The 23,543-nt window shown below is 64.8% G+C and carries 25 protein-coding genes; 11 read left to right on the forward strand and 14 right to left on the reverse strand.

The genetic code is table 11. From position 1 onward, the window contains the following. Positions 1 to 133: 133 nt before the first annotated feature. Positions 134 to 1,390 (reverse strand): cytochrome P450, encoded by a 1,257-nt coding sequence (locus HYG77_RS11000; RefSeq protein ID WP_109326883.1) that lies wholly within the window; start codon positions 1,388 to 1,390, stop codon positions 134 to 136. A 160-nt stretch (positions 1,391 to 1,550) separates the two neighbouring features. On the opposite strand from HYG77_RS11000, the gene HYG77_RS11005 reads away from it, so the two are divergent. From HYG77_RS11005 to HYG77_RS11020, 4 genes are all read left to right on the forward strand, one after another. Then, positions 1,551 to 2,714, forward strand: coding sequence for a steroid 3-ketoacyl-CoA thiolase (locus HYG77_RS11005; protein ID WP_109326882.1), 1,164 nt, complete (start codon positions 1,551 to 1,553; stop codon positions 2,712 to 2,714). Positions 2,715 to 2,722: 8 nt separating this feature from the next. Further along, complete coding sequence (locus HYG77_RS11010; protein ID WP_208962659.1) at positions 2,723 to 3,214, forward strand: nitroreductase family deazaflavin-dependent oxidoreductase; 492 nt, start codon at positions 2,723 to 2,725, stop codon at positions 3,212 to 3,214. A gap of 101 nt (positions 3,215 to 3,315) precedes the next feature. After that, positions 3,316 to 3,978 carry a GNAT family N-acetyltransferase gene (locus tag HYG77_RS11015; protein WP_109326880.1) on the forward strand — a complete coding sequence of 221 codons (663 nt, stop codon included), beginning with the start codon at positions 3,316 to 3,318 and terminating at the stop codon, positions 3,976 to 3,978. Between the two features lie 117 nt (positions 3,979 to 4,095). After that, on the forward strand, positions 4,096 to 4,503 hold the full coding sequence (locus HYG77_RS11020; RefSeq protein WP_208962660.1) for a DNA-binding protein: 408 nt from the start codon (positions 4,096 to 4,098) through the stop codon (positions 4,501 to 4,503). Here the strand turns inward: HYG77_RS11020 and HYG77_RS11025 are convergent. The 9 genes from HYG77_RS11025 to HYG77_RS11065 all read right to left on the reverse strand — a co-directional run bounded on the left by HYG77_RS11025 (position 4,490) and on the right by HYG77_RS11065 (position 13,369). Then, a complete protein-coding gene (locus HYG77_RS11025; RefSeq protein ID WP_208962661.1) occupies positions 4,490 to 6,109 on the reverse strand; it encodes an acyl-CoA synthetase in 1,620 nt (539 codons plus the stop codon). The genes HYG77_RS11020 and HYG77_RS11025 overlap by 14 nt on opposite strands. Before the next feature lie 14 nt (positions 6,110 to 6,123). After that, a complete protein-coding gene (locus HYG77_RS11030) occupies positions 6,124 to 7,368 on the reverse strand; it encodes a hypothetical protein (protein ID WP_230990086.1) in 1,245 nt (414 codons plus the stop codon). Between the two features lie 5 nt (positions 7,369 to 7,373). Continuing rightward, positions 7,374 to 7,952 (reverse strand): hypothetical protein, encoded by a 579-nt coding sequence (locus tag HYG77_RS11035; RefSeq protein ID WP_109326876.1) that lies wholly within the window; start codon positions 7,950 to 7,952, stop codon positions 7,374 to 7,376. After that, positions 7,952 to 8,170 (reverse strand): ferredoxin, encoded by a 219-nt coding sequence (locus tag HYG77_RS11040; protein WP_109326875.1) that lies wholly within the window; start codon positions 8,168 to 8,170, stop codon positions 7,952 to 7,954. The genes HYG77_RS11035 and HYG77_RS11040 overlap by 1 nt, the downstream gene beginning before the upstream one ends. Continuing rightward, positions 8,170 to 9,522, reverse strand: a complete 1,353-nt coding sequence (locus HYG77_RS11045) for a cytochrome P450 (protein ID WP_208962662.1) — start codon at positions 9,520 to 9,522, stop codon at positions 8,170 to 8,172. Before HYG77_RS11045 ends, HYG77_RS11040 begins: the two co-directional genes overlap by 1 nt. Further along, positions 9,522 to 10,304 carry an SDR family oxidoreductase gene (locus tag HYG77_RS11050; RefSeq protein WP_109326867.1) on the reverse strand — a complete coding sequence of 261 codons (783 nt, stop codon included), beginning with the start codon at positions 10,302 to 10,304 and terminating at the stop codon, positions 9,522 to 9,524. The genes HYG77_RS11045 and HYG77_RS11050 overlap by 1 nt, the downstream gene beginning before the upstream one ends. Continuing rightward, entirely contained in the window at positions 10,297 to 11,523 is a 1,227-nt protein-coding gene (locus HYG77_RS11055) for a cytochrome P450 (RefSeq protein WP_208962663.1), read from the reverse strand. Before HYG77_RS11055 ends, HYG77_RS11050 begins: the two co-directional genes overlap by 8 nt. Positions 11,524 to 11,529: 6 nt before the next feature. Beyond that, positions 11,530 to 12,090, reverse strand: coding sequence for a TetR/AcrR family transcriptional regulator (locus HYG77_RS11060; protein WP_109326866.1), 561 nt, complete (start codon positions 12,088 to 12,090; stop codon positions 11,530 to 11,532). 64 nt (positions 12,091 to 12,154) lie between these two features. Then, complete coding sequence (locus HYG77_RS11065) at positions 12,155 to 13,369, reverse strand: cytochrome P450 (RefSeq protein WP_208962664.1); 1,215 nt, start codon at positions 13,367 to 13,369, stop codon at positions 12,155 to 12,157. A gap of 85 nt (positions 13,370 to 13,454) precedes the next feature. On the opposite strand from HYG77_RS11065, the gene HYG77_RS11070 reads away from it, so the two are divergent. After that, positions 13,455 to 14,096 carry a TetR-like C-terminal domain-containing protein gene (locus HYG77_RS11070; protein WP_244461286.1) on the forward strand — a complete coding sequence of 214 codons (642 nt, stop codon included), beginning with the start codon at positions 13,455 to 13,457 and terminating at the stop codon, positions 14,094 to 14,096. Here HYG77_RS11070 and HYG77_RS11075 read toward each other — a convergent pair. Beyond that, on the reverse strand, positions 13,988 to 14,911 hold the full coding sequence (locus HYG77_RS11075; RefSeq protein ID WP_208962665.1) for an SDR family NAD(P)-dependent oxidoreductase: 924 nt from the start codon (positions 14,909 to 14,911) through the stop codon (positions 13,988 to 13,990). The two genes, HYG77_RS11070 and HYG77_RS11075, sit on opposite strands and share 109 nt — an antisense overlap. A gap of 148 nt (positions 14,912 to 15,059) precedes the next feature. Here HYG77_RS11075 and HYG77_RS11080 point away from each other — a divergent pair, with 148 nt between their 5' ends. The 6 genes from HYG77_RS11080 (at position 15,060) to HYG77_RS11105 (ending at position 20,450) form a co-directional block, all read left to right on the forward strand. Continuing rightward, positions 15,060 to 16,103: a ferredoxin--NADP reductase gene (locus tag HYG77_RS11080; RefSeq protein ID WP_208962666.1), complete on the forward strand. Its 1,044-nt coding sequence runs from the start codon at positions 15,060 to 15,062 to the stop codon at positions 16,101 to 16,103. 40 nt (positions 16,104 to 16,143) lie between these two features. Then, positions 16,144 to 17,613 (forward strand): aldehyde dehydrogenase, encoded by a 1,470-nt coding sequence (locus tag HYG77_RS11085; protein WP_109326864.1) that lies wholly within the window; start codon positions 16,144 to 16,146, stop codon positions 17,611 to 17,613. 47 nt (positions 17,614 to 17,660) lie between these two features. Next, positions 17,661 to 18,413, forward strand: coding sequence for an SDR family oxidoreductase (locus HYG77_RS11090; protein WP_208962667.1), 753 nt, complete (start codon positions 17,661 to 17,663; stop codon positions 18,411 to 18,413). Continuing rightward, positions 18,410 to 19,282, forward strand: a complete 873-nt coding sequence (locus tag HYG77_RS11095; protein WP_208962668.1) for an NAD(P)-dependent oxidoreductase — start codon at positions 18,410 to 18,412, stop codon at positions 19,280 to 19,282. The genes HYG77_RS11090 and HYG77_RS11095 overlap by 4 nt, the downstream gene beginning before the upstream one ends. A 116-nt stretch (positions 19,283 to 19,398) precedes the next feature. Then, the gene (locus HYG77_RS11100; RefSeq protein WP_109326857.1) at positions 19,399 to 19,791 is read left to right on the forward strand and encodes a carboxymuconolactone decarboxylase family protein; all 393 of its coding nucleotides are present in this window, start codon (positions 19,399 to 19,401) and stop codon (positions 19,789 to 19,791) included. Continuing rightward, positions 19,788 to 20,450 (forward strand): class I SAM-dependent methyltransferase, encoded by a 663-nt coding sequence (locus HYG77_RS11105; RefSeq protein ID WP_208962669.1) that lies wholly within the window; start codon positions 19,788 to 19,790, stop codon positions 20,448 to 20,450. The genes HYG77_RS11100 and HYG77_RS11105 overlap by 4 nt, the downstream gene beginning before the upstream one ends. Here the strand turns inward: HYG77_RS11105 and HYG77_RS11110 are convergent. From HYG77_RS11110 to HYG77_RS11120, 3 genes are read right to left on the reverse strand one after another with little or no spacing between them, the layout of a single operon-like run. Next, positions 20,426 to 21,514: a prenyltransferase gene (locus HYG77_RS11110; protein ID WP_208962670.1), complete on the reverse strand. Its 1,089-nt coding sequence runs from the start codon at positions 21,512 to 21,514 to the stop codon at positions 20,426 to 20,428. The genes HYG77_RS11105 and HYG77_RS11110 overlap by 25 nt on opposite strands. After that, positions 21,511 to 22,251 (reverse strand): class I SAM-dependent methyltransferase, encoded by a 741-nt coding sequence (locus tag HYG77_RS11115; RefSeq protein WP_208962671.1) that lies wholly within the window; start codon positions 22,249 to 22,251, stop codon positions 21,511 to 21,513. The genes HYG77_RS11110 and HYG77_RS11115 overlap by 4 nt, the downstream gene beginning before the upstream one ends. Further along, complete coding sequence (locus HYG77_RS11120; RefSeq protein ID WP_208962672.1) at positions 22,245 to 23,492, reverse strand: glycosyltransferase family 4 protein; 1,248 nt, start codon at positions 23,490 to 23,492, stop codon at positions 22,245 to 22,247. Before HYG77_RS11120 ends, HYG77_RS11115 begins: the two co-directional genes overlap by 7 nt. Positions 23,493 to 23,543: the final 51 nt, after the last annotated feature.

Below are 23,543 nucleotides of genomic sequence, written 5' to 3' on the forward strand. Positions count from 1 at the left end.
GCGCGTAAGGCCCCGGTTCACCAGCGGACCGGGGCCTTCGTCGTGCGTCGATTCGAATTTGGAAACAGCAGGACATAGAACAGCGGCGTCGGAGAGGATGAGGGTGCCCTCCGACGCCGCTGAATTTTGGGGGTCAGTGCTTGACCGGGCAGCCGCCAGACGTCGTCTTGTAGTCCACTGGGAACTCCTTGATTCCGTTGAGCCAACCCGAGCGCAGTCGCCGCGGATCTCCAAGCCTACTGATGTCGGGCAAGTGGTCTGCGATGGCATTGAAGATCAGGTCGATTTCGAGCCGAGCGAGGTTCGCGCCCAGGCAGAAGTGTGCGCCCGTTCCGCCGAAACCGACGTGCGGATTGTTCTCCCGCAGGATGTCGAACTTCTCGGGATTGTCAAAGGCGTCCTCGTCGAAATTCGCTGAGCCGTAAAGCATCACGACTCGCTGCCCCTTCTTGATCTGCACGCCGCCCAGCTCGGTGTCTTCGAGTGCGGTGCGCTGGAAGGAGTTGACCGGGGTGGCCCAGCGAACGATCTCGTCGGCTGCCGTCTTCGGGCGTTCCTTCTTGTAGAGCTCCCACTGATCGGGATGGTCGAGGAAAGCGATCATGCCGTGCGTGATGGCGTTGCGCGTGGTCTCGTTGCCTGCCACCGCCAGGAGAATGACGAAGAACCCGAATTCCTCGGGCGAGAGTTCGTTTCCGTCGATGTCCGCTTCGATCAGCGTCGTGACGATGTCATTGGCCGGGCACTTCTTGCGCTCATCGGCCATCTGATAGGCATAGCCGAGGATTTCCATCGACGCTGCCTGGGGATCGATGTCCAGTTCGGGATCGTCGTATCCGGTCATCTGGTTCGACCAGTCGAATACCTTGAGCCGATCTTCCTGCGGCACGCCGAGAAGCTCCGCAATGGCCTGCAGGGGAAGTTCACAGGCGATCTGAGTGACGAAATCACCGGCTCCCGATTCTGCGGCTTCCTTGACGATCTTCTCGGCGCGCTCGGTGAGTTCGTCCCGGAGGCTGTTGATGGCGCGGGGCGTGAATCCTCGGGCAACCAGCTTGCGGAGCTTGGTGTGCTCGGGTGCGTCCTTGTTGATGAGGATGAACCGCTGCATATCGATGTTCTCGCGAGGGATGTCGTCAGCGAAGCGGACGATCGCGGTGTTCTCGTGCGTGGAGAACACGTCACTGCGCCGTGAGACCTCCTTGACGTCGTCGAGTTTGCTGACTACCCAGTAGCCGTCGTCGTGGAAGCCACCGATCTCCGGCGGCTGCGGGTTCCACCAGATCGGCGCAGTCTTACGCAGCTCGGCGAACTCCTGGTAGGGGATGCGCTCTGCGTAGATGTCCGGGTCGGTGAAGTCGAAACCCTCTGGAAGATTGGGCTGCGCCACTGCTGTCTCCTGCCCTAGGCCATACACCACTTCGTGATGTGGAACACGTTCTACTAACATTGAAACACAAGCCAGGCGACTAGCAAAGGAAAGCTGGTCCGGTCCTTGCCACCATAGGAGAACCTGTTCTATTTTCTGAGGACAAGGAAAGGAGCCCGCCGTGGGCACACCAGTAATCGTCGAGGCAGTGCGTACACCCATCGGAAAACGTGGTGGATGGCTGTCGGGATTGCATGCCGCCGAGATTCTCGGGGCCGTCCAGCGGGGAATCCTCGACCGCTCCGGCATCGACCCGGAATTGGTGGAGCAGGTGATCGGTGGATGCGTCACCCAGGCCGGTGCGCAGTCCAACAACATCACCCGCACGGCGTGGCTGCATGCCGGGCTGCCCTGGCAGGTCGGCGCCACGACGATCGACTGCCAGTGCGGATCCGCGCAGCAGGCCAATCACCTGATTGCCGGACTCATCGCGACCGACACCATCGACGTCGGAATTGCCTGCGGGATAGAAGCGATGAGCCAGGTCCCGCTCGGCGCGAACGTCGGCGAGAACGCTGGACCCCGCCGACCCGCCGACTGGGACATCGACATGCCCAATCAGTTCGAGGCGGCCGAGCGGATCGCCCGTCGCCGCGGGATCACGCGCGCAGACGTCGAGGCACTCGGTGTCCGTTCGCAGGCACGGGCCAAGCAGGCGTGGGACGAAGGCCGGTTCGATCGCGAGGTCCTGACGATGACAGCGCCCGTCGTCGACAAGGAAGGCAACGCCACCGGCGAAAGCCGAGTGGTCAGCCGGGACCAGGGCCTGCGGGACACGACCGCGGAGTCGCTGGCCAAGCTGAAGCCGGTCCTCGAGGGCGGCATCCACACGGCCGGCACGTCCTCACAAATTTCCGACGGCGCGGCCGCGGTGATGTTGATGGACGAGTCCCGGGCGCGCGCGCTCGGACTGACACCACGCGCCCGTATCGTCGCCCAGGCCCTTGTCGGGTCGGAACCCGAGTTCCACCTCGACGGTCCGGTCCAGGCCACCGCACGCGTGCTCGAACGCAGCGGAATGAAAATCGGCGACCTCGACCTGTTCGAGGTGAACGAAGCATTCGCCTCCGTACTTCTGTCGTGGGCGTCCGTCCACGGTCCCGACATGGACAAGGTGAACGTCAACGGTGGCGCTCTCGCGCTCGGGCATCCGGTGGGCAGCACGGGTTCCCGCCTGATCACCACCGCGCTGCACGAACTCGAGCGCACCGATGGGTCGACGGCACTGATCACGATGTGCGCGGGCGGCGCGCTAGCCACCGGCACCATCATCGAGCGAATCTAGGATCAGCCATGAACACACCTGCCCCCGCCCCCGCTCGACCGCGTGGCCTCGACTCCAAGTGGACGGTTTTCGTCATCAAGTGGATGTCGAAGATCAATGTCGTCCTGTATCAGCGGACGGGCGGGCGGCTGGGCAGCAAGTGGCGGGTGGGCAGTGCCTTCCCGCGCGGACTGCCCGTTTGCCTACTCACCACCACCGGCCGCAAGAGCGGCGAACCCCGGGTCAACCCACTGCTGTTCCTCGAGGACGGCGAGCGCATCGTCCTCGTCGCCTCGCAGGGCGGGTTGCCGAAGCACCCGATGTGGTACTTGAATCTGCGGAGCGATCCGGCGGTCACCGTTCAGGTGAAGTCGCGTGTGCGGCCGATGACGGCGCGTGTGGCCACCGCCGAGGAACGCGCGCAGTTGTGGCCGCGGCTCGTCGACATGTATCCCGATTTCGACAACTACCAGGCCTGGACCGAGCGAACGATCCCCGTCGTCATCTGCACCCCACGATAAAACTGTATGTACCGCCGGGTAACGGATGCCATGTCCGGAGACTTCTTGCAGTATTGACCCCGTACGGAAGATGTACGACGGCCGAGGCGAGGAAAGCAGATATGACGACACAGGTTCAAGATCGGATACACGACCGTCGGGAGCTCACGGCAGCACTTCTGCGCGCGCTCGAACGGCGACACGAAGTCCTCGATGCGATCGTCGACAGCAAGGATCATGCCGAGGCGCTCACCACCGTCGCCGGCCTCCTGGACACATCCGAGGCGTACGCGGAAGCCGTCCTCAATCTGACGTTCCGTCGCCTCACCAAGGATGAACGCCTCCGCATCCAGTCGGAACTCGAAGACCTCGACGCGAAGTTGGAGTGGACGGCGTCCGACCGCCCGGCGAGCACCGGGCGCAATTTCCGTCTGCGTCCGTTCACGCCCACCGACGAGGACGCCGAGTTGTTCCGCCGCCGCTGCGCCGAACAGGAGGAAGACGGCACTCCGTGGTCGCAGGAGCGGATCGAGAAGGAACGCGCGGAGGGTTTGAAGCGAATCGACGACGAGTCCGCAGCGTGGTTCGTCTGCGAGGACACCGCCGAGAACAGCTCCGTCGGGTTGGTCTTCGGTGAGCTCACCGGACGCGAAGTCGACGTAGCCATCTGGGTAGCACCCGAGTGCCGCAAGAAGGGGTACGGCACCGCCGCCGTGAAGCACAGCAGGCAGGAACTGGCCGCCGAGTTCCCCGGCACGGTTCTGGTCGTTCGCGCACCGGCCTGACCCTGCACCGTGGTGGCACGGCGCGCACGCGCGCGCTGCGCCACCACGTTCGGCGTGAACATATTGTTTACAACAAATCGTTGACAGATGTCTGGTCGAGGGTGCAGCATCGAGTGCATGCCCACCGACCCGTTCACCCCACCCAACCCCAGTCGTGATCGCGCGCACCGCGAGTATGCGGGTCTTTTCCGCATCGCCGAACGGCACGGGTCCACTCCGGAACAGCGTGCCCGCCAATCTCATCCGGAGATGCTGGAACCTCTCGGCGCCATCCGCGTGGTCGCCGCACTCGCAGGCGGTACCACGCCACCAGAGCCCGGTGAACCCGACGTCGACGACGCCGACATCACCGCGGCGCTGAGCCTGATCCCCAAGGCCCGCGCGGAGATGGACCAACTCGAGGCCCTGTTCCTCGGAGTCGCTCGTCAGCGCGGGATGACCTGGCAGGAAATCGCGTTCGGTCTCGGACTCGGCAGCACTCAGGCGGCTCGGCAGCGGTACGAACGCCTGGTCAGCCGGATATGACGCGGTAGTCGGGGTCCCGCTGCTTGGTGACGCCCTGCGCCCAGCGGTAGTCCGGCTTGCCGCTGGGTGTTCGCTGCACAGCGTCTTCCACCCACAGGAGCCGCGGAATCTTGTACCCGGCGAGGCTCTGCCGCACGTGGTGTTCGAGGCCGTCGAAGTCGATTCCGGCACCATCCCGCGGCTGCACGACCGCGGAGACGCGATGCCCCCAGCGTTCGTCCGGCACACCGACGACGATGGCGTCGTAGATGTCGCGGTACGCCTTCACCGCGCTCTCGACCTCTTCGGCGAACACCTTCTCACCGCCGGTGTTGATCACCATGTTGCCGCGCCCGAGGAGGGTGATCGAACCGTCCTCCTCGATGCGCGCACGGTCACCTGTGACCACGACGGGCTTGCCGTCGACCTCCCGGAATATCTCCTTCGTCTTCTCGGGATCGTTGTAGTAACCGAGCGGGACGTAGCCGCCCTTGGCGAACCAGCCATCATTACCGGATCCGGGCTCAATAGGGCGATCGTCGTCGCCGATCACCATGGCATACCGGCCGGCGGGTACCCGCGGCCCACCTACTTGCTTCTGCCCCTTGGTCGCGAACCCGATTCCGCCGAAGCCGGTTTCGGAGGCGCCGATGGAATCCGACACCACCAGGTTCGGGAATGCGTCGAGAAACGCATCCTTGATCACCGGAGAGAACAGCGCCGCACCCGACGCGACCACCGCAAGGCTCGACGTGTCGGTGCGCGAGGACTGACGAGCCTCGATCAGGGGACGCCCCATCGCATCTCCGGTGATGATGAGGATCTGCACCCGGTGTCGCTCCACCAGTTCCCAGGTCCGGTGCGGATCGAATTTCGACTCCAAAAGCACGGTGTTGCCGCTGAACAGCGCGGTGAGGGTGGGCATCATCGCCGCGGCGTGGATCAGCGGCGGCAACGCGAACCACAACGTCGGCTCGCCCTCGGACCCCACCCGCGACTGCTGGTATTCGTCTTCGATGGCCTCACCGGTATAGAAGTCGAGGCCGCCGGCGAGCACTCGCCAGATCGACTCGTGCGTCCACACGACACCTTTCGGACGTCCCGTGGTGCCGCCGGTGTACATGATGAACACATCGTCGTTGCTGCGCTCGCCGAAGTCCCTACGGCCGCTGCCGGACAGCGCTTCTTCGTACGGCACCGAGTCGCTGTGCAACCCGACGCCGCCGAGGTCGTCCTCGACGACCACGGTGTACCGGATCTTCGGCAGCGAGGGCAGGACTTCGGCGATCCGCGGCGAGTAGACCCGATGATGGACGACGGCTTCCAAGTCGGCATTGCCGTAGACGTAGGCGAGTTCGTCGCTGGTGTAGCGGTAGTTGATATTGATGGGAACGGCCCGGATCTTGAACGCGGCCAGCAGTGTTTCCACCGTCTCGATCGAATTGTGCAGGTGCACACCGATATGGGAGCCGGTGGTCAGGCCTGCCTCTAGTAAGTTGTGCGCCAAGCGGTTGGCCCGGTCCTCGAGTTCGCGGTAGGTGATTCGCCGTCCAGCCGCAATCAGCGCAACCCGGTCCGGCATGGCGTCGACGGAGTGTTCGAAGAGGTCTGCAAGGTTGTACGCCATGGACTTGTCCTCTTTCAGACGACACTGAGGGGTAGCGGTATGCCGCGGTCGGTGAAGGCGAAGTCGGCGCCCGTGCTGAATCGGGTGAGCGCCACCTCCGACGCCTCTTTCGCGGGCGCCTCCCCCGTGACAACTTCCACGGTGAGCGCCGTGTCCGTCTCCTCGATCACCCGTGCGGAGAAGCGCGGCGATACCCCGCGCAGCAGTGCGTCGAGCGGTTCCAGATGTGCGCCGTCGATCATCGAAGGCCAGGCACCGTCCGCGTCGGAACCGCCTGCACGCCGAATGGTGAGGAAAAGGCGATCGACGAGGGTGGTCGTGACCTCGACGTACTGGCGAGGATTGAACGCCGGGTGGATGGCGAGCACGGCTGCGAGTCCCTCGAGGTCGCCCGGCAGCCCGAGCGCGTTCCGGATCCGCTCGGAGGTGAGTCCGGCGATACCGGTGAATTGTCTGCGCGCAATGGTCATCGCCGACTCCTCGTCGGTGCGCGACCGCACTGCCAACAGGAATCCGAGCGTGAGCAGGTGCTGTTGCAGGCACACTTCCTCGGCCATGCGGACGAGGGCCGAATGGGAGAAGTCGGAGAACCGCAGATCGCTGAGAAGCGCATCCGAGTAGTCGTGGCGGCCGGGCCCACGAGTGTCGATCGGCGACAATTCGACCGCCGCGGCCCTCGACCTGCCCAGCGTCACCAGACCCTCGGGCACCGGTGGTGGGGTGTGTGCGTCGTCGATGGTCACGGTCCACTTGCAGTGGGGAGTGCGATCCGCCGGGCGCCGGGGCGGACGGTGGACCGGTCGCACCTGCGCGTGCGGGTTGGTGGCCAGCGCGGTCGCGTCGAAGGTCGGGTCCTCGATGTCGTGGCACATGGACGTGACGTACTCGTCGCCCATCGGTTCTACGTCCATGAGGGCCCCGCAATGGTCCAGCCAGAACTCGCCGTGATCGTGGTCGATCACGCGGTAGCGGAAATCCATGAACTGTGGCGGCGCGCCGATGTCGAGTTGCAGGCCCTTGAAGATGGTCACGACGCCATCACCCTCGAACGCCAGCGCGCGCTGCATCCGCTTGGTGTAGATCGGGCTCGCCGCCATCCACTCCTCGATCGCGACCTGCGTCATCCCCTCGCGTCCGAACGCGCCGATCAGGTGCGGCATGCCGGAGCGATCGATCAGATGCCCACACAGCAGCAGTTCCGGCACCAGCACAGCGAGATCTTCACGGGACAGGTCCGCGAACGACGTGGGAACCCGCACGGCACTCACCACAACGGAACCGGGGCCTGGCCCACCGGATACCACCCCGGAAGCCGGCCGGAGGTCGAGCGCGCGATCCGCGCGTTCATACCGTCGGACATCGCGTTGTTCGTGATCATCTCGAGGAACAGGGCGGAGACGTTGCCGAAGTCGAAGAAGTCACGCTGCCAGGACCATTGGAAGTTGCCGCCGTAGCGGAACCAGCTACCACCGATCCCGTACACCTGGTAGTGGGTGCCGTCCTCGCGTGTGCGATCGGAGACCTGTTTCCAGAACCCGATGACGTCGCCGCTGCGGTCATCGATGACGACTTTCTGATAGGGGTACTCCCAGCCCTCCAACCCCTCCATCTCCTGTCCGAGCGCGAGGTCTCGAATCTCGTCGCGTCCGACGGCCATGAAGTCGTCCTTGGGGCCGTAGTTCCATCCGTACGTCGCGTCCTCGGTGTACATCTCGGCGAGCGGCTTCCAGTCGCCGAGCGATTCGCAGCGCTTGTTCTCGTCGATCCACCGCTGCACCATCTCATCGAGCTCGGCGCGATCGAACTGTACGGCCGGGCCGGTCCTTCGATCGAACTGTGACATCAGGATTCTCCTTCAGAAGTTTCGTTGTCCTCGACGATCCGCAAGGCCTGCGTGGGACAGAAGCGCACGGCGCTTTCCACACTCGCGCGCAGCGTCTCGGGCGGGGCAGTATCCACAATCTCGACCTTCCCGTGCTTCGGCACGGTGAACACCTCCGGTGCCTCGAGCTCACACATGGCGTGGCCCTGGCACAGATCGAGGTCGGCTTCGACTTTCATCACTTGCTGCGCTTCCGGTACCTCACCGCACAAGGCTGCTGCAGCTGAACCACCATCTTGCTGTGGTCGTTGCGATACGTCTCCGACGGCTGCGCCATCTCGAATTCCCAGTCCTGCAGGAGGATGGAGAAGATAGCTTTGAGCTGCATCAACGCGAATGCTGCACCGACGCAGCGGTGCCGGCCCGCACCGAACGGGATCCACGTCCACCGGTTGACGATGTCTTCCTGGTTCGGATCGATGTAGCGCTCGGGGTCGAACGCGTCCGGGTTCGGGAAGTCCTCGGCCAAACGGTTGGAGATCGCTGGTGTCGCAGCCACTAGGTCACCCTGCGCAATCTGGTATCCGCCTACCTCGAAGTCGCCCTGCGCCACCCGAAGCAGGATGATCAGCGGAGGATGCAGTCGCAACGTTTCCTTCAGCACCGCCTCGAGTTTCGGGATCTGCCGCAGCGCCCCGAAGCTGATATCGGAGCCGTCGGCGTACAGATCGTCGAGCTCGCCCACGACTTGCTTGGCGTAGTCGGGGTGGCGAAGCAGTTCGATCAGCGTCCACGCCGCTGTGCCGGAAGTCGTGTGGTGGCCGGCAAACATCATCGAGATGAACATGCCCGTGATCTCGTCGGCACTGAACCGCTCGTTGCCGTTCTCGTCCTTGATCGAGACGAGGACGTCGAGCATGTCCCGGTCCTCCTTGCCCTGCGGAGGGTGTGCGATCCGGTCCGTCATGATGTCCTGGACGAGGGCGACCAGCTGCACCCGGGCCTCGTCCCGTCGCCGGAAGCTGTCGATATCTGCGTAGGGGTCGACGAACGCGATCGCGTCCGTTCCCTGCTCGAGTTCGTGGTAGAGCTGCGCGAAGCGACCGTCGAGTTGGTCCCGGAACTTCTTGCCGATGAGGCAGGCCGAGGACGTATAGATGGTGAGCTCCGCGAAGAACTCGAGGAGGTCGATCTCGCCCTCGTCGTCCCAGCGCGACACCATGCGATCGACCTCGTGGGCGATGGTGGCGGCGTGCCCCTTCATCTGCTCGCCGCGCAGAGCCTGGTTGTGCAGCATCTCCTTGCGTCGTTCGGGGCTGGCGTCGAACACGACACCTTCACCGAAGATCGGCTTCATGAACGGATAGGCCGCCTGCTGATCCAGGTCCTCGTCGCTCGAACGGAAGAAGAACTCGTTCGCTTCCGCCCCGGACAGCATGATGACGTTGCGGTCCACCAATTGGAAGGCGCCAACGTCGCCGCACTCCTCGCGCACCCGCCGCATCAGGGCGATGGGGTCGGTGCGCAGTTCCTCGAGGTGGCCGTGTTCGCGCTCTCCGCCGGAAACCCTCGGCGGCTGAGTCAGATTCATCAGGCATCCTTTCGCAGTGGCGCCTCGGGCTGGACCTCGATCAGCACCAGATGTGCTCCACGGGGCGCACTCACGGTGGCGACGACGGCATCAGCGATCGCGGACGCACGCAAGAAGTAGGAGTGGCGGGCGAAACCCCATTTCGCCCAGTCTTCGAGGACGGGTCCGATGACCTCCTCGGTGGTGTTCATACCCATAGCGGTCTGGGTGGGCCCGGGACGCACGATCGACGCACGGATACCGGTACCCTCCAGTTCCATCCGCATCTGCCTGCCCATTGCCTCGACGCCGGTTTTCGCGGCGTTGTAGGCACCCATCCGGGGTCGTGGTGAGTCTGCGCAATCCGATCCGATCAGCACGAAATCACCGCGCTTGCGTTCGATCATGCCGGGGAGGATCCGATGCGCGAGGCGCTGCGCGCCGACGAGGTGTACATCGACCTGCTTCAGGAACTGATCCGGATCCATCTCGTGGGCGGTGGAAAACTCGAGGTCCCCGGCACCGGACAGCACGATCTCCGTCGAACCGAAGGTGCTCTCGGCCGCTGTCACGAAGTCGTTCACGGACGCCGTGTCCGTGACGTCGAGGAAGTGCGCGAAAGCCTCACCGCCGCTACTTCGGATCTTGTCGGCGATGGCCTCGCATTCCTCCACTCGCCGCGCCCCGAGTGCCACGGGATGACCGAGTTCTGCAAGCGCATAGGCGGTGGCGGTACCTATCCCCGAAGAGGCACCGCTGATGATCGCAGGACGCCGCGGCGGATGGGGTTCGAACCTAGGCATGACGGACCTGCACTTTCAGTGGAAGCGAGGCGAAACCTCGAACGTTAGTGGAATGAACTCGCACACAATTCTTTTCGTCCACCTCGAAGCTTTCGATCTTCTCGACCAGTTGTGTCAGAGCGATCTTCGCTTCGAGGCGGGCCATGTGCGCGCCCAGGCAGAAGTGCGTGCCGCCGCCGAAGCTGGCGAGCTTGTTGCTGCTGTCCCGGCCGATCCGGTACTCGTCGGCATCCTCGAATACCGCGGGGTCGCGGTTCGCGGACCCGATGAGGATCAGCACCTTGTCCCCGGCAGAAATGGTCGTGTCGCGGAAGGTGACGTCGACGGCCGCAGTGCGGGCAACCATCTGGCTCGAGGTGTCGTAGCGGAGAGTCTCCTCTACCCATTCCGACACCCGGCTCGGGTCGCCGAGGACCTTGCGCGCCTCGTCCGGGAACCGTGAGCCCCAGTACAGAGCATTACCGAGCAGCTTGGTAGTGGTCTCGTTGCCCGCCACAACCATGAGGAACATGAACGCGATGATTTCGTCGTCGGTGAGCCGGTCGCCATCGATCTCGGCTTCGAGCAGGGCCGAGGTCAGATCGTCCACGGGTTTCTTGCGCCGCTCGGCGATCATGTCCGCGTAGTAGCCCACGAGATACAGCGACGCTTCCATGGCTGCCTGGGGAACATCCAGGACGCCTTCCTCCCGGTGCACCACCAGGTCGGCGAGTCGCCGCAATTCGGAACGGTCCTTTTCGGGGACACCCATCAGTTCCGAGATGACGTCCATGGGTAGCTTGCCCGCGAACTCCGGAATCCAATCGAACTCCCCGGATGCCAAGGCTGGGTCAAGATACTGCGTTGTCAATTCCTCGATTCGCCCGTGTAATTCATTGACACGACGCGGGGTGAATCCCCGGGAGACCAGCTGGCGCATCCGCATGTGCCGCGGATCGTCCAGGGCCAGGAACGACATCGTCTTGTACGCCTTCGGACCGTAGGCCGCCGGATCGAGGGACACGCCGTTGGCACTCGACAGCCGCGTGTTGTCTCGAAACGCTGCAACGACGTCCTCGTGACGCGAAAGAGCCCAGAAATCGAGTTCCGGGTTGTAGTAGACCGGCGCCTCTTCCCTCAGTCGGCGATAGGTGACGTAGGGATCCTCATGAAAGTCGTAATCGTAGGGATTGAACGTCACCGGATCGAGTGACGCTCCGGGGATCGACGCTGCGGTCATGTGCATTCACTCCAGGATCAGCTTGGCGGAAGTTTCCAGTCGATCTGCGAATTCGGTGTACGACCCGTAGCCCATGCCCGCGCGGACCAACCCACCCGCGTACAGCAGCTCCAGCGCCTCGAGTACGTCCGGATCGGGATCGCTGCCGAGTGCGTCGGCAAGCCGCTGCCGGATCTCGATACCGATCCGCGTGCGCAGGTGCTCCACGTCGGGGTCACGGCCGAGCAATGCGCTGGTGACGGCGCCGGCCAACTCGGGTTCGTCGGCGACCAACAGTGCGATGTGTCGCAGCACGGCCACCACCCGTCCGGTCCGGTCGGGACCCGCGTCCGCCTCCTCGGGTGAAGCGGCGAGGCGGCGCCAGAACACCTCGGCGACGAGGTGCTCCTTGGAGGAGAAGTAGGTGTACGCCGTTGCCGGGGCGACCCCGGCGAGTCCGGCCACCGATCGAACGGTGAGACCGGCGAATCCCTCTGCCCGCAACACCTCGACTGCAGCCTTGGTCAGACGCTCGACAGTGTCTGCCTGCTTTTCGGTCAAACGGCGGCGGGTGGACTCGAAATTCATCTTACTGGACACGTGTCTGGACGCTACTACAGTTTGGTCGGCCTGGCAACGAAAAGCCCTGCATCTACTGCCCGCGCGGGTGAATACGTACGGGCATTGCCTTGATGCCGCTGATGAAATTCGACCGCAGCCGCGTTATGGGACCGGTCGGCTCCACGCGATCGATGCGGGCGGCCATCGTCTCGAACAGGATCCGCAATTCCAGCCGTGCCAGGTGCGCGCCGAGGCAGAAGTGAATTCCGCTACCCCCGAAGGCGACGTGCGGGTTGGGCGTTCGGGCGATGTCGAAACAGTACGGCGCGTCGAACACGTCCTCGTCACGATTGGCGCTCGGGTAGTAGACGACCACCTTGTCGCCAGCGACCACCGATTGATCGCCGATCATCGCATCACAGGTGGCGGTGCGCCGGAAGTCCATCACCGGCGTGACCCACCGCAGGATCTCCTCGACCGCGGTCGCGGCAAGTTCCGGTTCGGCCTGCAACCGGCGCCACTGTTCGGGATGGTCGATGAAAGCTTGCATGCCGCCCGCGGTGGCGTTGCGTGTCGTCTCGTTCCCCGCGACCACGAGGAGAACGAAGAACATGTTGAATTCCATCTCGGTGAGGGTGTCACCATTCTCGTCCGGTTGGACCAGCTTGGTGACGATGTCATCGCGCGGTTCGATGCGGCGCTGGGCCGCTAATTCGTTGGCGTACAGGAAGATCTCCATCGCCGCGAGCTCGCCGTCCGCCTGAGTGGTGGCGTACTCGGGATCGTCGAAGCCGATCATCCGGTTGGACCAGTCGTAGAGCCTGTCGACGTCCGACGAGGGTGCGCCGAGGAGAGCCGCGATCACCTCGAGTGGCAAGGGGGCCGCGGCGCGGCGCACGAAATCGACCTCTCCCGCGTCGAGTAGGTCGTCGACTATCTGCGAGCAGATGTCCCGGATGTGCGCCTCCAGCGACTTGACCAGGCGCGGCGTGAATCCTCGGCTGACCAACTGGCGCAACCGAGTGTGGTCCGGTGGATCCAGATTGACGAGCATGGCCGCTTGCTTCGCCCGGGTCTCGTCGTCGAAGTCGTCGATCTGCGTGGTGCCCAACGCGGAGGAAAACGTGGCGCTGTCCCGCGAGACGGCAACTACATCAGCATGTTTCGTCACGGCCCAATAGCCGGTGCCGCCCTCCTCGGGCTGCCAATAGACGGGCTCGCTCTTACGCAGGCGGTCGAAGAATGCGTAGGGCACCCCCTCCGCGTAGAGGTCGGGGGATTTCAGATCAATCCGAGACGCGGTCATCCACTGCTCCTCGATCGAATAAATGAATGTGATGTGTATCAAACTACACACCTTCATTTATTATGGAAGCCCTTATGCTGAACCCATGGCGAGAGGGCAGAAAGAACCGATCCGGCGTCGCACACTGACGCGCGAGAAGGTCGTGGATGCGGCGATCGACATCATCGACGAGCTCGGGTGGGACCCCCTGTCGATGACGAGCCTCTCCGCCCGACTGGAGGTCGTCACCGCGTCGCTCTACAACCACGTCCGCAATCTCGACGACGTCCGCGGCGCTGTTCAGGTGCGCACCATGGCGGAACTCGGCGCGCACCTACGCGAGACCGCGATGGGCCGAACCGGGGTGGACGGCCTCCGGGCGCTCGTCGACGCGCACCGCGTCTGGGCGACCGAGCACCCGCATCGGTACCGGACACTCACCACAAGCCCGGTCGACAGGGACGCCTTCATCTCCGCAGCCCTGGACGCCAACACGGCACTGCGTACGATGCTGGCGTCGTGCGGTGTGCCGCCCGAAGACACTCTCGATGCGGCTGTCAGCATCTTCGCCGCCATGCACGGCTTCGTCATGCTGGTGAATACCGATTTCCTCGGTGACGAGCTGGACCTGGACTCGATCTACGAATCCGTGCTGCGGGGAGCACTGTCCGGGGTGGGCTGTGTGGAGGAGACGAGTTCCGCCAGCTCGTCCAGGGACCACGGTGGCGCCGTGTCGTGGTCGCGGTAGGCGACGAACTTCGGCGTCTGCCGCTCGAATCGCCCTACGAAACAACCTGATCCGACGAAGACGCCTCCAGTGATCGCCGCGGCCCGATCGCTCGCCAGGTAGGCATAGAGCGCGGCGACGTACTCCGGTGGCGCAGGATGAAGCGAACCGTAGCGCGCCGCGTCGTCGAGAATGCCGCGCCGATGCAGTTCTTCGATGTGTTGCTCGTATCCTTCGCCGACGGACAGTCGAGTGCGCGCACCTGGACAGACGACATTTGCGCGCACACCCGAGTCTGCGAGTTCGGCTGCGATTGCCAGAGTGAGACTGTTGACCGCACCCTTTGCCGCCGGATACCCCGTACCGCCGTAGTCACCGAGGAACGCGAACGAACTCGTGTTCACGATGGCGCCACGTCCCCGCGCAACCATCAGCGGAGCGATCACCCGGCAGGTGCGAAAAGTCGAGGTCAGGTGCGCGTCGATCAGTTCGCTCCACTGCTCGTCGGTGACGTTCAGGATGGACGACTGCGGAGGTTCCGCGATCCCCGCGCAGTTGATCAAGACGTCGACCGACCCGTACGCGCTCACCGCCGCATCCGCGAGCGCCTCCGCGACACCCGGCACCGCAGCCGAGCCCGAAACCGCGATTGCCCGTCCGCCGGCGTCGACGATTTCCTGTGCCACCGAGTCGGAGGCCTCGCGGTCGCGACCGTTGACCACCACGCCGGCGCCCTCGGCCGCCAGAGCGTGGGCAACGGATCGGCCGATTCCGCGACTCGAGCCGGTCACCACCGCTCCGCGTCCTTTCAGGTGCTTTGCACCGTGTGAGTTCATGTTTTCCACTTCTCTCGGGGCGCGTATTGCGATCAATCCGGGCGCATCCCGTCATTGCGCCGTACAGATGTGCAAACTATAGTCCAGACATATGTCCAGTTCTGCGCTGGCTCCACTCTTCGACGAACCCCACAGGGAGCGTTCGCCCATGACCGCACCGACGATCCACCGCCTCCGCGTTGCGGAGGTCATCGAGGAGACCGCCGATGCTCGTTCGGTGGTATTCGCACTCGAACCGCACCAAAAAGAACGATTCAGCTACAAGCCGGGACAGTTCCTCACCCTGCACATCCCCCACGACGGCGCCTCCCTCGCGCGTTGTTACTCGCTCGCGAGTGCGCCGGACATCGACAGCGCACTGAAGATCACCGTCAAACGGGTCGATCGCGGACGGGGATCCAACTGGCTCTGCGACCATGCACAGACCGGCGCGGAGATCGAGGTGCTCGAGCCGTCCGGAGTGTTCACGCCGAAGGCACTGGACCGGAAGTTTCTCCTCATCGCCGGCGGGAGCGGTATCACTCCGGTGATGTCGATACTGAAATCCGTCCTCGGCCGCGGGACCGGCGATGTGGTGCTCTTCTACGCCAACCGCGACGAAGACTCCGTGATCTTCCGCGCCGAGCTGCTCGAATTGCTTGCACGCCATCCCGATCGACTTTCCGTCGCGCATTGGATCGAATCGACCGACGGGCTACCCACTTCGGACCGGTTGCGAGAGCATTTTTCGGCTTTCCACTTCGACGAGGTGTTCGTCTGCGGTCCCGGCCCCTTCATGAACTGCGCCCGAGATGCCTTGAGGGCGATACACTTTCCCCGCGAGCGAGTGCACATAGAGCGCTTCAACTCCCTCGGCAGCAATCCCTTCGAGTCGGTGCTCGCGGCGAGGGGGACTGACCCGGTTGCCGTTCCCCGTGCGTCCACCGTCGTCGTCGAGAAGGACGGCGCGACCCAGACATTCTCGTGGCCGGGCGACCAACGCCTACTCGACGTCCTCACCACCAACGGTATGAAGGCCCCTTCCTCCTGCAGTGAGGGCGTCTGCGCGGCGTGCGAGTGCCGCCTGACCGAGGGCCGGGTGGAGATGGTGAACAACCAGGTGTTGGAAGACGAAGACATCGAAGCCGGATACATCCTCGCCTGCCAGGCATTGCCCCTTACCGACACCGTCCGAATCTCCTACGACTCATGACGACGACAACTCCCACACCATCCGATCCGGAAGTGACCCCATGACTCTGCGTCCCACCGACAGTTCCCTCCTGCTGATCGACGGCAAGCTCGTCCCGGGTTCCGGGGGCACCTTCGAGGTGATCAACCCTGCCACCGAAGAGGTGCTGGGTGCCGCGGCCGATGCCACCCCCACCGACATGGACGTGGCGATCGCTGCTGCGCGCCGGGCATTCGACGATACGACCTGGTCCCGCGACCACGCCTTCCGGGCGCGGTGCCTGCGGCAATTGCGCGACGCCCTGCTCGCCCACATCGAGGAATTCCGGGAGATCACGATCGCCGAGGTCGGCGCGCCGAGATTCTTCACCAGCGGACCCCAGCTCGAGGGGCCCGTTGCCGATCTCGGTTACTTCGCGGGCCTGGCGGACAGCTATTCCTGGGAACAGGACCTGGGTGAGTCGACGACGATGGGAATCAAGTCGCACAGGCGGGTCCTGAAGGAGGCAGTCGGTGTGGTGGGCGCCATCACGCCGTGGAATTTTCCTCATCAGATCAATTTCGCCAAACTCGGCCCCGCACTGGCCGCGGGAAACACCGTGGTGCTCAAGCCCGCTCCCGACACACCCTGGTGCGCGGCACTCGTCGGCACACTGATCGCGCAGGAAACCGACTTCCCGCCCGGTGTGGTCAACATCGTGACGTCGAGCGACCACTCCCTCGGTGCGCAGCTGTCGACCGACCCCCGCGTGGACCTCGTGTCCTTCACGGGCTCGACCGAAACGGGTAAGGCCGTCATGACGGCCGCCGCCCAGACGCTCAAGAAGGTGTTCCTCGAATTGGGCGGCAAGTCGGCCTTCATCGTGCTCGACGACGCCGACCTGGCGGGCGCGTGCGCGATGGCGGCATTCACCGTGAGCACCCACGCCGGGCAGGGCTGCGCGCTCACCACCCGGCTACTCGTTCCGCGCGAAAGGTACGACGAGGCAGTCGAGGCCACCGCGCGCACCCTCCGCGGTCTTCCTGCCGGTGACCCCGACGAACCCGACACCATCTGCGGTCCGATCATCTCCGCACGCCAACGCGAGCGAGTCGAGGCGTATCTGCGTCTCGCGGTCGAGGAAGGCGGGACCATCGTGGTCGGCGGCGGACGCCCCGGCAATCACGAACGCGGCTTCTTCATCGAACCCACCCTCATCTCCGGACTCGACAACAGCGCGCGGGTGGCACGGGAAGAGATCTTCGGTCCCGTGCTCGTGATCATCCCCCACGACGGTGACGACGACGCCATTCGCATCGCCAACGACTCCCCCTATGGGCTGTCCGGATCGATCTGGGGTACGGATCCCGCACGCGTGCAGCACGTGGTCGAGGCAGTGCGCACCGGAACGCTCGGCGTGAACGGCGGAATCTGGTACGCGGCCGATGCGCCGTTCGGCGGATACAAGCAATCCGGGATCGGCCGGGAAATGGGTGTCGCGGGCTTCGAGGAGTACCTCGAAACCAAGCTGGTCGCGGAACCGGCCCTGTAGTCCATCACCACACTTTCACCGCACTCAACTCAGGGAGACAAGACGATATGGGACGGTTCGACGGAAAGACAGCCATCGTCACCGGCGCTGCTCAGGGCATCGGCGAAGGATATGTCCGGGCGCTGGCAACCGAGGGCGCCAACGTGGTGGTCGCGGATCTCAACGCGGAACTCGGCGAAACCGTGGCAAAACAGATCACCTCGGACGGCGGGACGGCAGTATTCAAGGATGTCGACGTGTCAGACGAGGAGTCGGCGAAACAACTCGCCGAGTTCACCGTCGAGAAGTTCGGCGGCATCGACTATCTGGTCAACAACGCCGCCATTTACGGGGGCATGAAACTCGACCTCCTCATCACCGTGCCGTGGGACTACTACAAGAAGTTCATGAGCGTGAACTTCGACGGCGCCCTCAACGTGACCCGCGCGGTGTGGCCACACATGAACAACGGCGGCGGCGGGTCGATCGTCAACCAATCCTCCACGGCGGCTTGGTTGTACTCCGGCTTCTACGGGCTCGCGAAGGTCGGGATCAACGGCCTCACCCAGCAACTCGCCCACGAGGTGGGTGGCATGAACATTCGGGTCAACGCCATCGCGCCGGGACCGATCGACACCGAAGCCACCCGCACCGTCACCCCAGGAAATATGGTGGCAGACATGGTCAAGACCCTGCCCCTCAAGCGCATGGGAACACCGGAAGACCTCGTCGGGGCGTGTTTGTTCCTGCTCTCCGACGAGGCGAGCTGGATCACCGGGCAGATCTTCAACGTCGACGGCGGACAGATTTTCCGCTCATGACCACGACCGAGCAGGTATCCGTCGGCTACATCGGCCTCGGCAACATGGGTGCGCCCATGGCGAAGCGGCTTCTGGGCCGCCCCGGCGGACTCATCGTGTGCGACACCCGGCCCGAGGCGCTGGAACCGTTCGGCAAGGCGGGCGCGAAGGTGACGTCGAGTCCGCGGGAGGTGGCCGAGAACGCGGACGTTATCTCCGTGACCGTGCTGAACGACGAACAGGTGCGGGACGTCGTCCTCCAAATTCTGGAGGTGGCCCGGCCGGGCACCGTCGTGGCGGTGCATTCGACGATCAGCGACGTCACTGCCGTCGAATTGGCGCAGTTGTGCGGTGAGCAGGGCGTCGAACTGGTGGACGCCCCGGTGAGCGGCGGCGCACCGGGCGCACACAAGGGCAAGCTCGCCGTGATGGTCGGCGCGAGTGACACGGCGTTCGAGAAAGTGCGGGAGCCGTTCGGGCACTGGGCGGAACTCGTCGTGCACGCGGGCGACGTGGGCGCGGGTACGCGCATGAAGCTCGCCCGCAACCTGCTGCACTTCGTGTCCTTCACAGCCGCGGCCGAGGCGCAGCGACTCGCCGAGGCCGCCGGTCTCGACATCACCGAACTCGGGAAGGTCGTCCGGCACACCGACGCGATCACCGGTGGCGCCGGCGCGATCATGCTCCGCGACAACACCGCCGCACTCGACGAGAACGACAACTGGTACCCGATCATGTCCCACGTCCGGGACCTCGGCGAGAAGGATCTTCTCCTGGCGATCGGTCTCGGCGAACGACTCGACGTTACCCTGCCGCTCGCCCGGATCGCCCTGACCGGACTGGGGCCGGGGCTGGGCGTGGACAGCACAGCGACGAAGGAGCAGCGATGACCGCCGACTGCGACGAAGGAGCAGCGATGACCGCCGACTGCGACGAAGGAGCAGCGATGACCGCCGACTGCGACGAAGGAGCAGCGATGAAGAACGACTGCGACGAAGGAGCAGCGATGAAGAACGACACCCGCACCCGCGGCCTGGCCATGATGGAGAAGGTCTACGGGTTCGAGATGCAGGACGGTCCCGGCGCGCACTTCGCCGTTACCGCCGACCACCTCTTCGCCGACATCTGGGCGAGGCCCGGGCTCAGCATCCGCGACCGCAGGCTCCTCCTCCTCGGTGCGCTCACCGCGCAAGGTCTGGTCGATGTCGCGGAGATCCAGGTGGGCGCCGCCCTGCACAACGAAGAACTCGACGAGGAGCAGTTGCGGGAGATCGCCCTGTTTCTGTGCCACTACGTGGGGTGGCCGTTGGGTACGAAACTCGACTCCATGATCGGTGGGGTGCTACACAAGCGGAAGAAGGCAGCCAGAGCGGCAGCCCCGGATGCAGAGGCCACATGAGCACCGAACACCTGACACGAGACCTTCTCCGACTCGCCGAGTCCACGCCCGGGTTCATGCCGGAGGACGAGGGCACCGCCCTGCACGCGGCCGCGATGCACTATCTGACTCCGGGCGGTACCGGCGTCGAGATCGGCACCTACTGCGGTCGCTCCACGATCTATCTCGGGGCTGCCGCGAAGGCCCGAGGCGCTCGGGTGGTCACCATCGACCACCATCATGGCTCCGAGGAACACCAGCCGGGCTGGGAATACCACGAACCGGCCTTCGTCGACCCCCACACCGGTGTGCTCGACACCGTCGGCCGGTTCCGCCACACCATGGCCGACTCGGGGCTCGAAGAATACGTCGTCGGTGTACTCGGCCGCTCCTCCACGGTGGCAACATTCTGGCGCTCCCCCGTCGACTTCGTCTTCATCGACGGCGGACACACCTCGGAGGCCGCGAACGCCGACCTCGAGGGGTGGGCACCCTGGGTCGTCGTCGGCGGCGCACTCGTCATCCACGACGTGTTCCCGGACCCCGCGGACGGTGGACGGCCACCGTTCGAGATCTACGAACGTGCTCTGGCGACAGGCCAATTCAAGGAGACGTCCGTCACCGGGTCACTGCGCGTTCTCGAACGGGTAGGCGGTCAGACCGGCGAACCGCTGGCGTGACAGTAGTCGCCGCACCGATCTGCACCGATCGGTAGTCCCACCGGCGCCGCCGCGTCCCGGAAGATCCCGTGTCCGGGCGTGGTGCGCGACAGTGCGTCCGCCGCGAGAATCATCGCTCCACCCGTCCACGTCGTCTGTTCGACCGGCCAGCGTTTGCCGTCGCTATAGACGAGCCCGGTCCAGTACGAGCCGTCGGGATCACGCAGATGCTGCATGGCCGCGAACTGCTCGAGAGCGCGGGTGCGCTCGCCCATCGCGTCGAGGGCCAGCACCAGCTCGCACGTCTCGGCTCCGGTCACCCACGGCCGGTGGTCGACACACCGGATGCCCAGACCTTCGACGACGAAGTCGTCCCACCGCGACTCGATGCGCGCAGCCGCCGCCGCACCCCGCACGGCTCCCCCGAGGATGGGGTAGTACCAATCCATCGAGTATTCGTCTTTGTGCGCGAACGACTCCGGGTGCTGCCGGATCGCGTGGCCGAGGGTGTATTTGGCGAACTCCCATTCCGGTTGGGGGTCGTCGACCAGTCGCGCCAGCAACAGCCCGCACAGCAGGCTGTGGTGGATGCTGGAGTTGCCGGTCAGCAGCGCCTCGGGGCATGCTTCGCCGCCGCTTCCTCGGGCCCAGAAGATTTCGCCACTCGGTTCCTGTAACTCCACGACGAAGTCGAGTCCTGCCCGCACCGAGGGCCACATGGACACGGCGAAGTCCCGGTTGCCGGTGATCAGGTAGTGATGCCACACTCCGACCGCGAGATACGCGCAGAAGTTGCTGTCGGAGTCGGCATTGTGGACCACACCGTCCCGGAACTCCATCGGCCACGAACCGTCGGGCCGCTGAGTGCGGCGCGACCACTCGTACGCGGCCTCCGCCTCCTCGCGCAACCCGGCAGCGCCCAGCGCCATGGCGGATTCGATGTGGTCCCACGGGTCGGTGTGACCACCGGTGAACCACGGCAACGCGCCCGACGATTCCTGGGCAGCGGCGATCGACTTCGCTGTTTGCAGTACCTGGCTCTCCGACAACACGTTCGGCACCGACGGCACGTCGGCCGCTCTCACCGCGGCGCCCTCACCGCGCTCGGCCGGTTCGGCTTCTCCAGATAGAACACCACGCTCTTGCCGACCACGGGGTTGAGTACCTTCTCCGCGGTGCGAGTGAGCCAGGGCGCTTTCATCATGTCCCACACCAGCACCTGGTGGTAGGCCTTGGTGAGGGGATTGTCGTTGTTCTCCACTCCCACCGCGCATTTGAGCCACCAGTACGGTGAATGCAGGGCGTGGGCATGATCGCGGCCCTGCACTGTCAGCCCGGCCGCAGTGAGCTTGCCCGCCAACTCGTCGGCCCGATAGATCCGCACGTGCCCGCCTTCCACCTCGTGGTAGGCGTCGGACAGTGCCCAGCAAACCTTTTCCGGCAACCACCGCGGAACCGTGACTGCTGCAACACCACCGGGCTTGAGGATGCGCACCAACTCGGCGATGGCGCGATCATCCTCGGGCACGTGCTCGAGAACCTCGGAGATGAGCACAGCGTCGAACGTGCCGTCCTCATAGGGCAGGTTCAGCGCGTCACCCACCTGAATACGCGCGTCGGCGCCCGCGGGCGCCTCCCCCACTTCGGCCATGGCCACGAACATCTTCTCGACGTCGGCCAGCTCGTCGGCGTTCTGGTCGAACGCGATGACGTCGGCCCCCCGCCGATACAGTTCGAACGAGTGCCGTCCGGCTCCCGCACCGATGTCGATCACCTTGTCGCCGGGCTTCACGCCCAGCCGGTCGAAGTCCACGGTCAGCACAGTCGTTCTCCTCCACGGGTCTGCTGGATGGCATCGGCATAAGTCTCCGCGGTCTTCGCCGCCACCGCAGACCAGCTGTAGCGCTCGAGCGCCCGGCGACGGCCGCCGTCGCCCAGCCTGACGCGCCGCTCCGGGTCGTCGAGCAGCGCGCCCAGCACGTCCGCCAGTTCCTGCGGATCACCGGGCGTCACCAGGACACCGGCTTCTTCCTGAGTTCCCACGACCTCGGGGATGGCACCGGCGCGACTCGCGACGAGCGGAGTTCCGCAGGCCATCGCTTCGACGGCGGGCAGTGAAAAACCCTCGTACAGGGACGGGACACAGGCGACGTCTGCCGAGGCCAGCAGCGACGCCAATTCGGAGTCGTCGATGCCCGAGACCGTGCGCACCACGTCACCGATGGCGAGTTCGTCGATCAGCTTCTCGGTGACCCCGCCCGCCGCCAGTTTGGCGACGAGAACCACCTCGACGGAGCGTTCGGTGTGCACCTTCGCAACAGCTTCGAGCAAGGTCGACACACCCTTGAGCGGCATGTCGGCGCTCGCGACACACACGATCCGCCCCGCGACCCGTGCATCGGCGCGCGGCTGGAACACCTCGGTGTCCACGCCGAGCGGAATGGTCCGCAAATGAGCAGCGGGCACATCGAACTCCGCGCTGATGTCGTCGGCCGAAGACTGCGACACCGTCACCAGCGCGGGAATCCGGCGGGCCACCCGCTTCTGCATGCTCAGGAAGCCGTACCAGCGCCGGACTGTGACCTTGCGCCACCACTTGGCGGCCGCGAGGTCGAGCGCGCGGTCGCGGGTGATCGGATGGTGAATGGTCGCGACGACGGGCAGGCCGGCCTTCTGGAGCTGTAGCAGCCCGTAGCCGAGGCACTGATTGTCGTGCACGACGTCGAACTCGTCGGCGCGCTCACGCAGCAGTCGCGCCGCACGCAAGCTGAATGTGAGCGGCTCGGGAAAGCCGGCCGTCCACATGGTGGCCACTTCCAGCACATCGATGCTGTCGCGGAACTCCCGCGGGTGCGGCGTTCTGAACGGATCGGGCTCGCGGTAGAGGTCGAGACTCGGGACCTTGGTGAGGGTGACCCGGGGGTCGACATCCGGGTACGGCTGACCCGAGAACACCTCTACCTGGTGTCCGAGTTCGACCAGTTCACGGCTGAGATGACGGACGTACACACCTTGCCCACCGCAGTGGGGCTTACTTCGATACGACAGGAGTGCGATGCGCACGGACTCCGACCTCTCCTCGAGCAGCAGACGGCAATACTAGAACACGTTCTC

This window comes from Rhodococcus sp. ZPP (genome assembly GCF_017656075.1).
Lineage (GTDB): Bacteria > Actinomycetota > Actinomycetes > Mycobacteriales > Mycobacteriaceae > Rhodococcus_F > Rhodococcus_F oxybenzonivorans.